General features: G+C 48.7%; 10 protein-coding genes and 2 pseudogenes. 11 read left to right on the top strand and 1 reads right to left on the bottom strand.

Features of this window, described 5'->3' with window-relative positions:
- The 11 genes and pseudogenes from J0A65_RS05830 to J0A65_RS05880 form a co-directional block, all read left to right on the top strand.
- Window positions 1–106, top strand: a pseudogene (locus tag J0A65_RS05830) (IS200/IS605 family transposase); the annotation flags it as partial.
- A 201-nt stretch (window positions 107–307) separates the two neighbouring features.
- Complete coding sequence (locus J0A65_RS05835) at window positions 308–3,382, top strand: TonB-dependent receptor (protein ID WP_206593203.1); 3,075 nt, start codon at window positions 308–310, stop codon at window positions 3,380–3,382.
- A gap of 193 nt (window positions 3,383–3,575) precedes the next feature.
- Window positions 3,576–4,289 carry a LytR/AlgR family response regulator transcription factor gene (locus tag J0A65_RS05840; protein WP_206593204.1) on the top strand — a complete coding sequence of 238 codons (714 nt, stop codon included), beginning with the start codon at window positions 3,576–3,578 and terminating at the stop codon, window positions 4,287–4,289.
- Window positions 4,282–5,397 (top strand): sensor histidine kinase, encoded by a 1,116-nt coding sequence (locus J0A65_RS05845; protein WP_206593205.1) that lies wholly within the window; start codon window positions 4,282–4,284, stop codon window positions 5,395–5,397. Before J0A65_RS05840 ends, J0A65_RS05845 begins: the two co-directional genes overlap by 8 nt.
- Window positions 5,373–6,197, top strand: coding sequence for a LytR/AlgR family response regulator transcription factor (locus tag J0A65_RS05850; RefSeq protein ID WP_206593206.1), 825 nt, complete (start codon window positions 5,373–5,375; stop codon window positions 6,195–6,197). The genes J0A65_RS05845 and J0A65_RS05850 overlap by 25 nt, the downstream gene beginning before the upstream one ends.
- Before the next feature lie 324 nt (window positions 6,198–6,521).
- Entirely contained in the window at window positions 6,522–7,598 is a 1,077-nt protein-coding gene (locus J0A65_RS05855; protein ID WP_206593207.1) for a WD40/YVTN/BNR-like repeat-containing protein, read from the top strand.
- A 103-nt stretch (window positions 7,599–7,701) separates the two neighbouring features.
- Window positions 7,702–9,762, top strand: coding sequence for a TonB-dependent receptor (locus J0A65_RS05860; RefSeq protein WP_206593208.1), 2,061 nt, complete (start codon window positions 7,702–7,704; stop codon window positions 9,760–9,762).
- Window positions 9,763–9,826: 64 nt separating this feature from the next.
- Entirely contained in the window at window positions 9,827–10,879 is a 1,053-nt protein-coding gene (locus J0A65_RS05865; protein WP_206593209.1) for a PepSY-associated TM helix domain-containing protein, read from the top strand.
- Between the two features lie 471 nt (window positions 10,880–11,350).
- A complete protein-coding gene (locus tag J0A65_RS05870) occupies window positions 11,351–13,789 on the top strand; it encodes an alpha/beta hydrolase family protein (RefSeq protein WP_206593210.1) in 2,439 nt (812 codons plus the stop codon).
- A 508-nt stretch (window positions 13,790–14,297) separates the two neighbouring features.
- Window positions 14,298–15,248 (top strand): hypothetical protein, encoded by a 951-nt coding sequence (locus J0A65_RS05875; protein ID WP_206593211.1) that lies wholly within the window; start codon window positions 14,298–14,300, stop codon window positions 15,246–15,248.
- Between the two features lie 97 nt (window positions 15,249–15,345).
- Entirely contained in the window at window positions 15,346–15,651 is a 306-nt protein-coding gene (locus J0A65_RS05880; protein WP_206593212.1) for a hypothetical protein, read from the top strand.
- A gap of 46 nt (window positions 15,652–15,697) precedes the next feature.
- Here the strand turns inward: J0A65_RS05880 and J0A65_RS27885 are convergent.
- Window positions 15,698–15,826, bottom strand: a pseudogene (locus J0A65_RS27885) (IS110 family transposase); the annotation flags it as partial.
- Window positions 15,827–15,877: the final 51 nt, after the last annotated feature.

The raw sequence follows: 15,877 nt of genomic DNA on the forward strand, positions 1-15,877 counted from the left end.
TGATTCGGTTGGCGCTAACGAAGACATCATTCGCCGTTATGTGAAGTATCAGGATAAACAAGCCAAAGAGGAAGAGGAGCGTCAACAGCGCTTAGAGCTTTCTTGAGCAGAAAGGCACCCTTCTAGGGTGCCCTTAAGCAAAGCCACCTGCTATGCAGGTGGATTTTTACACCATTTCCCACCAAACGATAAGCATGTCCCTTCAATCGACGGCCTTATCACTTCTCATCTACAGTGAAATTTCTCTGCTGCTAGTGTCTCGCTAATCGGCCTTTTCTGGCCGGGATAACAATAATGGAGACACGAGATGAACAAGACATTCAACAGGCACCTTACTGCGTTGGCTATTGCTGCGGCTCTGGGCATATCCGCCCCGGCGTTAGCCAATAACACCTCGAATATAGTGGGAAGTGTAAAAGCTGAGCGCTTGGATGACCTGCAGGTCACAGCCAAAGATCCTCAGACAGGTTACAGCCGGCAGATAGAAATAAGTGAGTCCGGTAGCTTTCGCTTTGCGCAGTTGCCCCCAGGAAACTACGAAATCCAAATAACCCGCGATGGTGCTGTATTGGCAACCCAGACGGTTCGCTTATCTCTTGGTGTGAATGCCTCACCGAGCTTTGACTTATCAGCCGATAGCGCAGAGCGTATTGAAATTACCGGGGCGCGGATTGCTAATGTGGATGTGTCTACAACAGATTCGGGCTTAGTGATTGGTGAGTTCGATATCGACAAAATGCCTATCGCCCGCAATATGACGGCGGTGGCTTTATTGGCCCCCGGTGTAGTGAAAGGCGATGAAGGCTTCGGAGATGGCAATACTGCCTCATTTGGTGGTGCATCTGTTGCTGAAAACTCATGTTATATCAATGGATTGGAGGTAACTAATACTCGTCAGGGGTTAGGCTGTGGGTCTGTACCCTTCGAGTTTTACAAGGAGTTCCAAGTCAAGACCGGGGGCTACTCGGCCATGTTTGGGCGCACCACCGGTGGCGTAGTGAATGCGGTCACTAAAAGTGGTACCAATGAGTGGGAGTTTGCTGCGACTGCTAACTGGACGCCAGCAGGGCTTCAGGAAGATGGCAAGGCATCCAGAGGAAGTGGCGGCACCGGTAATATTTTCAGAGACAACCGGGTAACCGAGCATAGCGAATACGATGTGACTCTGTCAGCCAGCGGTCCTATTATTGAAGATTCGCTATTTATCTATGCTTTAGTTAATCCCAGAAATGTCACAGATAAGTTTGCTTCAGACATTGCTGATGGCAACGCTTTTTACCGCCCTGATACTGAATATCGGGTCAGAGAAGCTTCCGGTGGCGACAATTTGTTCTGGGGCGTCAAGCTGGACTGGGATGTAAACGATGATCACCGACTGAGCTACTTTGCCTACTCTGACCGCCGTGACGTCACAGAAGATATTTATGCTTACAATCCGAACACGGGTGAAACGAGCAGTGATCCCACAGGTGTTAATATTCGCAAGCGTGGTGGCGAGGCGCAAAGCCTGAATTATACCGGTTACTGGACTGATTCATTGACCGTGTCAGCCATGGCCGGGGAGATTGAAACCCAATATTCTACCGTTCCCAGTAACACCGAGTGCCCAAGTGTTTCCGATAGCCGCAATGTACCTAATCCCATACTAGGTTGTGGCCCAGGCGGCTCGGTAGGTGACAATCTGGATAAGAACACTCAGTATCGTCTGGACCTGGAGTATGCCTTTGAAAACCATTTAATTCGTGCTGGCTGGGATTATCAGGAGCGCGAATCTACCAGGATAACTGACCCTATCGGTCCTGACGGCATGGCATGGACCTACTCCACATTGGCGCCTAATGCCAGTATTCAGGGGATTCCGTTCACCAATACCACTGACCAGAGTATGGAAATTGTATCTGGTCGTTTCTTCGGTGGCGGCGGTAGTTTTAAGTCAGAACTGACGGCCTACTATATTGAGGATGAGTGGCAGTTAACCGACAACTTCAAAGTGAATATCGGTGTGCGTAAGGACATTTTTGAAGGTGACGGCACAACTGGCCGGCAGCTATACAAATTTGATACCGACATTGCACCCAGACTCGGATTTAGCTGGGATATTAATGGTGACGGAGAATCAAAACTCTATGCTACCTGGGGACGTTACTACCTGCCGGTTGCGAACAATACCATTTATCGCTCAGCGTCAAACATCAGTGACTTTACCACTTACTATACCTACACCGGTCATGATGACAGAACTGGGGTGCCGACCGGCCTGACGCCAGTGACGGGCGTGGAAACATCCTCAACCAATTTCACAACCATACCTGTTGCACCTGAGCGCGCAGTGTTTCAAACCGAGGAAGCCGATCCCTTTGCCCGTGATGAGTTAATTATAGGTTACGAGCAATCGCTTTCTGATGATTTGGCATTCTCTGTACGCGGTACCTATCGTGAAGTTACTAGTGCACTAGATGACTATTGCGGGGCTTACGCGTATCCATTCTGCCTGTTAGTGAATCCAGGAAAGAGCGCAACGGCATTTAAGGATGGTGTGTATTATTACGGCGAAGGCGATCCGCGTAACAACTTGGATCCCCATGATCCTGATGAAGATTACAGTGCCTTTGACCTTTCCGACGGTATCGCCGATCCGGGTTCGAGAAGCACTACATCAGCTGAGCAATTGGGACTGCCAGAAGCCAATAACGAATATTTGGCGTTGCAGACGGAGTTTCGCTATCGCCGGGATGACCTGCGTATGAACTTCATTTACACCTGGTCTCGCAGTACCGGGAATTTCGAAGGGGCAGTGAAATCTGATATCGACCAAGCGGATGCTGGTGTGACGCAGGATTTCGACTTCCCAGCCTTGATGGATGGAGCCGACGGCTATCAAGCCAATGACCGACGCCATGTGTTCAAATTATTCGGAAGTTACGATCTGAACGATGATTGGTCACTGGGTTGGAATAGCACGTTGGCCAGTGGTCGCCCACTGTCGGCATTTGGGCAGGGTTACCCGGACCATAACCCGGATGTATATGGTAGCTATGGTGATACGTTCTACATATTCACAGGTCAGTGCCCTGACAGCAATGGCGATGGTGCATGTAATCAGGATGAGAAAATCTACAACTTCATCCCCCGTGGAACTGTGGGTCGGACTCCTTGGACGTTCAATATTGATATGTCACTGGCGTACCGCTTTGACATTTCTGGGGTAGAGATGCGAGCGTCATTGGATGTTTTTAATGTGTTGAACACCCAAGAGGCGACCTCATTGAATGAACATTATGAAGCAAGACGCAGTGAAGGCACGCCGAATCCTTGGTACGGCGCGGCTTATTCCTGGCAGGCACCTCGTTCGGTGCGGTTTGGCATAGAAGCAAGGTTCTGATGCCCGGGCCCCGAAGTTACTTTCGGGGCCGTTTCTTTATCCATCACATCTAGATTACGAGATAGCCGTTACACTTCTTCAGCGCATGCGGTGTACCTTTTATCTCTTCTCGCCGCAGTCTGGCTTATGCAGAGCATAGGGGGCCAGCACTTGCGCCTATAGTCTTTTTATCCTCATCGATTTTGGAGGTTCTATGCTCGATTGCATGATTGTGGATGACGAACCCTTGGCGAGACAGCGCATCCAGTTTCTGTTGGAGCAGCGGCCAGGTTGGCAGGTGGTAGCTGAGGCTCGCGAATATCAGGAAGCGAAAGCAGCCTTGCTGCGTTACCGGCCAACGCTGTGTTTTATGGACATCGATATTATTGGTGGCAGTGGTGTGCAGTTAGCGCATGAATTGAGTGAGGTCATCGATACCCGCTGGGTGTTTACCACGGCATATGGGCAATATGCGGTGAAGGCCTTCGAGCTAAATGCCTTTGACTATCTGTTAAAGCCCTTTGAGTCAGAGCGGGTTGAAAGGGTGTTGGGTAAACTGGAAAAACAGCATGTTGTACAGCATAAACCGCTGGAGGTATTGGCCATCCGTTCTCTGGGCAATGTTCAATTTGTGCGTGCTGATGACATTTTATGGATACGCGGAGCGGGTAATTACATGGAGCTACACTGCCAGGATAAAACCTACCTTTACCGAGAGTCTATGGCCGGGATGGAGGCTGGATTAGATGCCAGTCAATTTATTCGGGTGCATCGTTCGGCCATGATTAATCGCCGATTTTTACGTGCTATTAATAGCTCTATGGGCAGATATAACAGTCTGGAAATGGCCAATGGAGATGAGGTGCGTATTGGCCAGGGATATCGAAAAGCACTATTTGAGTTGTTGGGGTTAAATTTTCATGACTGAAGAATCGTTTAGTTCTGCGGTAAGTAAACCCTCATTTTGGTTGTTACACACAGCGGGATGGCTGTTCTATTATCTTCTGATGCTGGCCGACAATATGCTGTTACTAGGTAACTACAACGCACTGGGTTGCAGCATTCTTTACATACTTATCCCAGTTACCTTGATTGGCTTTGTTCTGACATTACCGGTTCGCTATTTGTATCGACACTGCTGGAATCTGCCTTTTGTCTATCAGGCTGCGGTGATTATCGCGGTAAGTGCGTTGCTGGCCAGTTTGTGGATTGTGCCCAAAAACCTGCTGTTTTACTGGGCAAGCGGCGACGATATTTTCAATTTGTCAGCAAACCCCAAATTTAAGTGGCAACACTTGTTTATGATGGTCAGCAACTCCTTCTTTATTATGATGGTATGGAGTAGTTTGTACTTCGGCATCAACTATCATTATCGTCTGGTGCAGGCACAGGAGCAGCAACTGCGCTCAGCCCGACTTAGCCATCTGGCGCAAATTCGTATGCTCCGCTACCAGATTAACCCTCATTTTTTATTCAATACCCTGAATGCGTTATCAACTTTGGTGATGAAGGGGGATAAGCCACGTAGCGGTAAAATGATTGAGCAGTTAGCAACCTTTCTGCGCTTTTCCCTGGACAGTGAACCGGAAAAGAAAATACGTCTGCATGACGAAATTAAAGCCCTGATGATGTATCTGGAAATTGAAAAGGTCAGGTTTTCTGACCGCCTTGATGTGGAGGTTTCTGTCACCCCGGAGGCGCGCATGGCTATGGTGCCAAGCATGCTGCTGCAACCACTGGTGGAGAATTGTATCAAACATGCCATTGCCAAAATGTCGGACGGTGGAGTGATCAAGGTGCAGGCTTGGCTTGAAAACAAGATGTTACATTTGCAAGTTGCGGACAATGGCCCTTTGACGGATGTTAATCAGGTGAACCTCAGCGGTGTTGGCCTGCAAAACATCATTGAGCGACTAGAGGTGCTATATGGTCAGTACCAAAAGCTCAGAATGGATGTGCAAGGCTCTCACGGTCTGAGGGTGACTCTTGTTATTCCATTTGAAGAAGAACCATGGACAGAATTACCGTTGTCATAGCTGATGATGAATTGCTGGCTCGGGAAGGTTTGGCGATGTGTTTGCAAGAGATTGATACGGTTGAACTGGTTGCCAGTTGTCGTAACGGTCTTGAGGCACTTGATGCCATCTCAGAACACAACCCGGATCTGGTACTGCTGGATATTGAGATGCCCCATGTGAGTGGGGTTGAATTGGTCAATGCGCTCAAAGCACGGCTACAAACGCACACTGAGGTTATCTATGTGACCGCGCTTAACCAGTTTGCGGTAGATGCCTATCAGCAGGGAATAAAGGATTACATTCTCAAACCTATTAGCGTTGAGCGTGTGCGTAAAAGCATTGAGGGATTTATTCACCGCCGCGTTATGAGAGATGCGGGGCAGTCATTGGCGCAGTTTGATCAACTGGTACGTCAGCGCACCGGTAAGACATTTGTTGGCATGCTCGAGCAGTTACAGCAAGATACCGATCGTAGTCTCGCCACGCTTAATCCCTACCTTTCCTTAAAGAACGGCAGTCAATGGCTGCGGGTTAAAGTGGATGAGATTAATTGGATAGAAGCGGCTGGCGATTACATCTGCGTGCATACCGATAATGCCGCACATATCGCCCGTCACACCCTCAGTGGTATTGAAGCTAACTTGGATCATCAGCGCTTTTGCCGGGTTAGCCGTTCGGCGATTATCAATCTTGAACAACTCACCCGTCTGACTCCCAATTCTAACGGGGAATACCACGCCATGCTGCGCTGTGGAGAAGAAGTTAAAGTGAGCCGCAATTATAAAGGGCGACTTAAAGAGCTAAGTGGGGAAAATTAAGTCGCCGAATGCATTAAATACCGAGTCCCTGCAGCACGCTCATCGCCTCTAAAATGATAGGAATAGCAAACATCGTCGTTAATGGGTACATAGTGTCTCTCCTTAATTGAAACTTTGTCGTTTCTGCCGTCTAGCCGCTGCGGCTGTCCTTCTAATCAAAACAATGTAAGTTACGATTCACTATATTAGGTTAGATAACGCTTTTGACAAGCATAATGCTATCCGAAATTGAAAGTGCAGGGTACATTACAATTATTCACAAATTGTGCCGTGATAACAAAAGGTTGCAGGGATTAAGCTAAACATAATAAAGGGAGAAACCAAATGAATTATGCCACTCTTCGCCGTTCTGGATTGTTTATAGTTTGTTGCGCGCTGCTGTCGGCCTGCGGTTCGGGCGGTGGTACTCTTGAGGAACCCACGCCAAACCCTCCGCCAACAGTTTCTCAGCCTGCTTTTGCGCAAGTCAGCTTACAAGGCAAAATTATCAACCAATTGATGGCAACCGAATCTAGTGTATATGCCGCAACTGATGCAGGTGTTTACTTACTTGAGGATGACCAGTGGCAGCTTCGCAGCCAGGCCGATTGGCATGTCTTGAGCATGGTGCGCTACGGCGAGCGGCACTTGCTTATCAGCGCTATGCAGAAAGATAAAAGCCTGTTGGCTGAAAGTAAGGATGATGGTCTGAGTTGGGAGATATTGACTCACAACTACAGTGATATGAGCGGGGAGCCTGCTTTTAAGCTTGCACTGCATCAAGGCAAATTATATGGCGTCGGTTATGACGTGCTGGCGGTATCGGAAGACAGAGGCCGCAACTGGAGTCTGTTAGCCGGAGGCTGGAACGGTTTTGCCCGCGGTATGTCGGCGCTAACGGTGCATCCCAGCAAGCCTGATGTTTGGTATGGTGGCCAGGGCGCCATCGAGAATATCGTTCTGCGAAAATTGGATACCGAAACACTGGCCGAAGAAAGTTATCCGGATGTTGTCGAACTTCTGCCGGCCCCTAGTGTTGTGAAGTCAATTGTTATGCATCCCTCTGATCCTGAACGCGTGTTTGTAACAGGTGAAGGGGGCTTGATCCAAAGCAGCGACTATGGTCAGAGTTGGCAGGCCTTGCGTACCAATGACAACTATCGCTTTTACTTTGGCTTGCTGCTGGACAGTCAGAATCCGGATGTGATGTACACCGCAGGTTGGAAGAAAGATTATGACAATCCGCAAAGTCTTATTCTTGAGATAAGCCGGGATGCTGGCAAAACCTGGCAGAACTATCAGCATCCGGATAGCAGCCTGTTTGGCGGCGTTTACAGTATGGCCAGTCGTAGAGAGCAGGGTAAGGAAGTGTTGTATCTTGGTCTGTTTAAAGGTGGTGTGATGAAAGTGGTGTTGGAATAACATTAAATAAGGGCCGCTGTAAGGGAAAATAGGCGGCCCTGACCATTGACCCTGCCAGAACTGATGATAAAATGCGAATCCTTCTCATTAATGGTTTCTTTCCATGTCTGGCAAATTTCTTGTTCCACTTCTCGCCGTCACCACAGTTGTACACGCAGCGGATGATATTGAACGTGTATCGGTAACGGCAACCCGTGGTGCTTACCCTGTTAGCACCGTGCCAGCGGCCATTAGTCTGATTAGTCAGGAAGAGATTCAGGCTCAGCTCGCGCATACCCAGGATTTATCGCAAATATTGGGTAACCTGTTACCCGGCTTTTCACCCAGCCGTCAGAAATTAACCGCCGCCGGTGAAACTCTGCGTGGCCGTGAACCTCTGTATATGATTGACGGTGTTCCTCAATCAAACCCTCTGCGCAATGGCTCCCGGGATGGTAAAACCATTGATCCGGCCATGATTGAGCGTATCGAAGTGATTCGCGGGGCCAATGCTATTCAGGGCATGGGCGCCAGTGGCGGCATCATTAATATTGTGACTAAATCAGCGGGTGAAAAGCCCCATCAGCTCAGTGCTGGTTTCTCAACACCGAGTGGTAGCGACAGTCAAAGCTACAAGGCCAGCTATCTGTTTAGCCATGCAGGGGAGTCTACCGAGCTGGTGGCCGGTGTGTCTTTGACCAGCACAGGTATGTATCGTGATGGCCATGGCGAGCTTATTGGTGTGGATGGCACGCAGGGAGACACCCAAGACTCCAAAAGCCAGGATCTGTTCGTTAAAGTTCGCCAGCAGATGACCGAAGAACAAAGCCTGCAGTTGATGGTGAACCATTTCGATATTCAGGGAAATGGCGATTATCTGTCCGTGGCGGGAGATCCTGTTTTGGGGCTGCCGACCTCTGCGACTAAAGGGCAAATTGATGGCGAAGCCCCGCAGAATAAAGTCACCACCGCCTCCCTCGACTACCAGCACCAGGGGGTTTTTGGTGGGCAGTTAACCTGGCAATTGTTTGTGCAGGACTTTGCGGCTTTGTACGGCGGTGGTCGTTTCGCCGCCTTCCAGGATCCTGCCTATGGTGACAATCTATATGACCAGTCACAGAACAAGTCCGAAAAATACGGCAGTCGCCTGACCTGGTTTAAGCAGAATCTGGCCGGTACGGATCTGGACCTTGTCACCGGATTAGATTGGCTGTCGGATGAAACCTATCAGGAGCTGGCACTGACCGGTCGTAAATGGGTGCCCGCGGCCAAATTTAATAACCTGGCACCTTTCGTTCAGCTTCGCTATGACGGTATCGATGACTGGGTATTTAATATTGGTGCCCGCTACGAATACGGCAAGCTTAAGGTCGATGACTTCACCACCTTAGCCAGCTACAACAGCACCTTTGTGGAAGGCGGCGAGCCGAGTTTCAACGAGCTGCTGCAAAATCTGGGCGTGGTGTATCAAATTACGCCCGAGCTGCGTTTGTTCGCCAGCTACAGTGAAGGCTTCAGCATGCCGGATGTGGGAAGAGTGCTGCGCGGCATCAATAAGCCGGGTATGTCGGTCACCTCCTTCCTGAGTTTACAACCTGTGGTATCCGACAACCGCGAAATTGGTCTGGAATACAGCAACAACTGGTTGAATTTACAAAGCAGTTATTTTCAGTCCGACTCAGATTTAGGCTCACGTTTGCAGCCGGATGCCGATGGTATTTTCTCCGTTAAACGGGAAAAAACTGAAATTTCCGGCTTTGAACTGCAGGCGCAGGTTTACCTGAATAGCCACAGCCTGATTGGCGCCAGTTATGCCCGCACTCAAGGTCAGTATGACAGCGATGGTGACGGTGTGGTGGAGTCGGATCTTGGTGGCGTGAATGTGGCACCCGAGCGCTTAAATCTTTACTGGCAACAAAGCTGGACGAGCGATCTGAGTAGCCGCATTCAGATGAACCGTTTGTTTGATATGGACTTTAATGCCAGTAATGATTTTGACGGTTACCTGACGTTGGATGCCTCGCTGCGCTATCAGCATGCGAAGTGGGGGAGTCTGACGCTGGGCCTGGATAACCTGACTGATAAGCAGTACATCACGTATCACTCGCAAACCAATCCGGCCGCTAGCAGCCATTTTGCAGGTATGGGCAGAACGCTTAGCCTGACCTGGCAGCACGCATTTTGATGGCTGTGATGGTGGTGAGATACCAGGTTAAAGGAGCGCTGTTTTTTTTGCAGGAAAACACTAGATGAGCGCGCGGCAACTGCACCGTTGGTTGGGCTTAGGGCTGGGCATTTACTTAGTGCTGGTTAGCCTCAGCGGTGCTTTGCTGCTGTATAAAAATCCCTTGCTAGGTTTTCAATACCCTGAGTTAAGGGAGATTGAATTGGTGGCGGATATTCGTATCTGGGGGCCGCTGGTCAATCAACTGCAAGCCGACCCTCGCTTTCGCTATATCAAATTGCCGGAGGCTGAGGCTCCCTGGCTGGAAGCGGTTACCCATAGTGATGATCGCTACTACTATGATCATCAGGCTAATCTCAGGCTGATACGACCGGCCCACAGCGACCTTATCGGTTGGCTATACGATTTCCACTTACATCTGCTGGCCGGTAAGGATGGCAGGCTGGTTATGGGTTATCTGGGCTTGGGCGTATTGGTTATGTTTGTTGCAGGGCTCGTACAGTGGTGGCCGCGGCATTTTCGCCGTCAATTGTGGCGCCTGCCCAAGCCGAAAGCAGAATTACGTGCAATGCGACAATGGCATACGAGCGTCGCCAGCCTTTCTTCCCCCCTGCAATTACTGGCACTGTTGACGGCGTTGGCGCTGATTTTTTCCGCGCAAGTGCGTCCGGTTTTCAGCTGGTTAATGAATGATCCACCAGAGGTTGCTCAGTCTGTTACGGTTCAATCCCAGCCGCTGGCTGAAACAGATTGGCAAACCGCATTAAATACGGCTGTCGAATACTGGCCAAAGATGGAATTCCGTCTGCTGAGCTTACGCAGCGATGCATCAGATGCAATTTCCCTGCGCGCCAAGTCAATAAACGAGTGGCACCCTAACGGCCGCTCCAGGCTGCTGCTGGATGCTGAGGGTAAGCAGATTGTAGCCAGCCAATTGGCCGATGACTTTGGGTCCGGCCAGCGCTTTTACAATTTAATGTATCCGCTGCATATGGCGGCAGTAGGGGGAGAGGCCTATAGATTGCTGCTGCTTGTTGGGGGTCTGATACCGCTGCTGCTGTTCATCACGGGTTTGTGGTACTACTTGTTAAGAGGTCGTCGCCAGCAAGGTAATTAAATTACAAATTGCAAGAGCGGCTGGAATCTATGTCTCCAAATGTCTAGCCATGAAAATCACTTAACTGATTGTATATTATGGTTTGTCTGTCATTTGTTGGCTTTTTGTTATCTGTGATCAAAAAGATAAAAAACAAATAACTGTAATAAAACAACAAAATGCTGAGTTTTAAGTAAACTATCAGGCTATCAATACTGTGGTTGTTCTGAGAGGTTTTATGCAGCAAGTATTCGCATTTTATTCCCGTATTTTCGCCCTGACACAATGTCGTCGTGTCGGGCAGCCTTACGCCGACACGTACAAACCCAAGCCGGTTGAATCCCCTCAGGGCTGATTTACCGTCTTCTTCGTACAGTAAGCCTGCGGGAGTTCTTTCTTGTGAATTACTCGGCTTGGCGCATTAGGTTAGCTCCGTACAATCCCCTTTGATATGCTCTTGGTCGCAATAGTGATTTGCTATCAAGGACAACAATGAAAAAAACTATCCTGGCACTGTTGGTGGCGTTCTCTGCTCCGCTGGTGGCTGCACCTTTACATAACGACAATATTCAGGCTCTGGGGCCGGTTGATGCAGGTCTGCTGCAGGATGGCCCGCATCAGGACGCCATTTATCATAATCTGCAAACCCGTTTGGCCAATGATAAGGCGAGCAAGGTTAAGCTGTTCGGTAAGGCCTACAACTGGCAGTCGTTAAGTCAATTCACCCCCGACGAGAAAGCCTTGTCACTGTACAAAACGCAGTTAAGCGTTGCTCGCTATACTCAAGGAGAGCTGGTGGTAACGGGGCTTGAGAAGCCCAGCCTGTATCTTAACGGTGAAAAGCTGGCAAAAGGGGATAAGGGCTTTAAGCTGGCGATGACCACAGGGGAGCACAGTTTGTTTGTGCTGGCTTCTGGCACCAAGACGGATGAAGCCTTGGTATTCGACTTTGTCGGTAAAACCGACGACGACCAAGTCAGCCAAACCCAAGGGAATAAGCGTTTGTCGGCCAAGCAGCTTTTCGATGCACAAGTAGTCTCTGGTTTGAGCCTGTCTGATAACGGTGACTATGCACTGGTCAGTTACAAAAGCTTTAATGATGACAAGGGCGACAGCCCCGATAGCCGCACCGAATTGGTAAAGCTGGATGGTATGCAGGTTGTGCAACGCTGGGACGGCAGTCCTTCCGGTGCGGTATTTAGTCCCGATAACCAGCACTTGTTATTTAGCAAAGACAATAAGCTGCAATTACTGAATCTGAAGAATCAGCAACAGACCACCCTAACCGCAGAACTAAAAGACGCCAGCGGCTTTACCTATGTAGGTAATGACAAGCTGGTGTTTAGCTGGAATAAAGAAGGTAAAGACGACGGTAAGCTGGTTAAGCACTTCCAGGCGCTGGAAGATCGCTGGAGCGGTTGGCGTGACAACAGTCAGTTATACCTGTTGGATATTGCCAGCGGTATGATTCGACAGTTAACTAAAGACAGCTCCAGTAGCCATCTGTTGGATGTTGATGAAAAGCGTGGAGCCTTGCTGTTTTCCCGTTCGCTAGTGGATTACAGTCAGCCGCCGCACGGTAAAACCGCGTTGTTTGAACTGGAGCTGACCAGTGGCACAGAGCGCAAGATTGGCGAATATCTGGCGTTTAACGATGCAAAATATGCCAAAAATGGTCTGTATGTGATTGGTGGGCCGAACTTTGCCGGTGGTGTTGGGTTAAACGTCAGTGCTGGCTTGGTTGCCAATGATTACGACGGCCAGCTGTATCATATGGATTATCAGGGTGAGCAGATTAAAGCCTTATCCAAAGACTTTGATCCTGCCATCAGTAGCATGCAGGTACAGGATAATGATGACCTGCTGCTGTCGGTATCCAAGGCTGACCGCTCACCACTGTTCCTGTTTGATGTCAGTAAAGGTAAATATCAGGAACTGACCGAACAGCTGGATGTGGTGCGCTATTGGGCAGCAACGCCAGATGATAAAGCCGAACTCCTATATGCCGGCACAACAGCCTCTCGCCCACAGGCCCTGTTTAAGCAGCGGGTTGGACGCAAAGCCGAAAAGCTGTGGGACTCAATGGGCAGCTACGCCGATACCCGTATTCCCCAGCTTGAGGAATTTAACTTTGTTAATGCCGAGGGTGTGACTATCGAGGGGCGGGTATACTTGCCGCACGATCTGGATAAGGCGGCTAAGTATCCAGCCCTGGTGTATTACTACGGTGGCACCGCGCCGGTCAGCCGTGCCTTTACCGGTCGCTACCCCTTTAACCACTGGGCAGCCAATGGATATGTGGTGTATGTGTTGCAGCCTACCGGCACCTATGGCTTTGGCCAGGACTTCTCTGCTAAGCACGTTAACGCCTGGGGTGACTATACCGCTAAAGACATCATTGACGGTACTAAGGCCTTTTTGGCCGCGCATCCCTTTGTGGATGCCGCTAAGGTCGGTCATCTGGGTGCATCCTACGGCGGCTTTATGACCATGTACCTGGCCACCCAGACGGATATTTTTGCCGCGTCTATATCCCATGCCGGCATCTCAAACCTGACCAGCTATTGGGGCCAGGGCTGGTGGGGCGCCATGTATTCGGGTGTGGCGTCGCGTGGCAGTTTCCCCTGGAATAACGCCGAGCTATATAGCCAGCATAGCCCGGTATTTCATGCCGATAAAGTGACCAACCCTGTACTGCTGATCCATGGGGATGCGGATACCAATGTGCCGCCAGGGGAAAGCCAGAATATGTACACGGCGCTGAAGCTGTTGGGTAAAGAAGTGGATCTGGTGGAATACAAAGGTGATAACCATCATATTCTGACCCGCGAGAAGACCTTCCACTGGTGGGCAACTATGCTGGCGTATTTTGACAAGCACCTTAAAGGCCAGCCACAGTGGTGGGATAGCTTGTATCCCGCCGAAGAGTAATGGCTGTATATCCGCTTAATCTCTACTATTAAGCTGTTATTGAAAGTAAAAAATCCGGCTCTTAGGCGCCGGATTTTTGTTATCCAATCATATCGAACCGGCGCGGCTTGTGGTTTCACAGTTATCACATAGGTTAAGGTGTTTAGTTATAAAAACGCGACTGGAGAGCAGATGCGCGCAAGACCTTATAACAGGCAAGTTTGAGTGAATAGCAAACCTTCAACCTAGCCTTCTGACGTAAGCATATAGCGACAAGTACCTAACAACTCTTCACTAGGAATGACTGCACATTTGTTCAGTGATAAGTTGCACTCGCTCGCTTTTCGAGATTAATTCCCGCTTTCCCCAATGTGGGGTGATGCTAAAAGCACTGGCAAACTTAGCTAAGGTGTTGTTAGTATAGGGAAAATTAAATAAAACTGTGACCTCGTGGCGTTTTTCAGTTTGCGGTATAACGCGAATTCACAGTAATACACTGTTATGCATTTCGAGAAAATGGAGATTGAAGTTGCCATCCAATAATTCAAAGGAAAAAATCGAATTAACTACAATCATCGCTTTGCTAGTAGGTGTTGTAGGGATATTCGGATCAGCATATCTCTCAGAGTCCTTAAGCCCGGCCAACGGGTCTCTAATGTCAGCATTCGCGAGCGGCTTAACCACTCTTTCTGTTGCACTTATGGGCTTAGGTATTTTTGGAATTCTTCTGGATAGTAAAAACTGGAGAGAATATTTTGGTGAGAGATTAAAAGAAATTGTCATAGATAATTCGTATCTGAAGACTCTGGACTCTGGCACCTTGAAGCAGCTGCAAACAAGTGTTCTAAAGGCACAATTCAACAATCAACAGATAGACAAAGATGGTAGCTTTCTGGAGTACTTTCATCTTCACCTTCACAAGTTTATTTCTGAGCCATATCGCGAAGATGTGTCAACAGAAGTTCTCATGAAGAAACTTGATGACAGCGATGATTTCCTAGTTACGGATAAGGTAAGGTATGTGTGCAGGGCATCCGGCGGAAAAATACAAGATTCAATAGGTTGGAAACCTGATCCAGATGAGTTCAAGGAAGTTCGATCCTTAAAAATCAAGATTCAGTTTCCTGCAAATCACGAGAAGGCTGGGGAATCACAAGAAATTCAAGTGGATCAAACCAAGCTAAATGAAGGCGTAAAAGAGCCATTGTCAGAGTTTGAAAGTGTTGACGGTCTGGTGGTTATTACTGAGGCTCAGTATGTTGTGGAACGGGGGAAGTTTCAGTATTGGCAAATGGCACACCCTACTAAAAATTTCGACGTTACTATCACATATCCAGAAGGACTGAGCATACAGTTTAAAACCCTCGTCCTTGAGGATGTGGTAAGTCAAATTACCGAGCATGACGGTTACCTTAAATTTAGCTATGGAACATGGGCTTTGCCGCAAAGTGGTTTAGCTTGGCTGATACAAAGTGCATAACAATCCGCTTAAATACGTTCCGGCCACAAAAGGCGTGGCCTCCACCGGACTCGCTAACGCTCGCCGTTTAGCGGGGCGTTATAAGGCATGGTAGTTCATGGATGAATTTGAGAAATTGCCACTTCACGACTCAGTTCTTGAGTCCGTTGAGCTTGAGTGGCAAACCCGAGGATTAATACTCCGTTTAAGAGTGTTTTCACGAGAACACCAAGCTTCTATAAGCGCATGTTTATTGTTCTCTGATTGCTTGGACATTCATTCAACTTTGGAACAGCCCTGGGGGCCATCAAATTTAATAAACCATCTCAAAGTGGATGATGGTTTGTTTAACATTGAAATGCAGTCAGGCGACTTAATCGCCATAAAAGCAGGTAGTTTCCAATATCATGAAAATGCCTTATAACAAGTGACTGTGGTCCCAAGTCAATAAATTGAGCGATATTTTCACGCCATTTATTCTCGTTTTTTAGCATGGTATTTAAAATGACAATCAGCTTCCTGAGGCAGGTAATGAGAGCCACCTTGGGGAGCTTTCCTACTGCTTTTAGGCGTTGATAGTGCCGCTTGAATATCTGATTGCATTAGGAACAAGGGGGCAGGTTAGTTGAAATTGCGCTAGCTGGTGCTCG

The sequence above is a fragment of the Bowmanella yangjiangensis genome (assembly GCF_017255015.1).
Taxonomy (GTDB): domain Bacteria; phylum Pseudomonadota; class Gammaproteobacteria; order Enterobacterales; family Alteromonadaceae; genus Bowmanella; species Bowmanella yangjiangensis.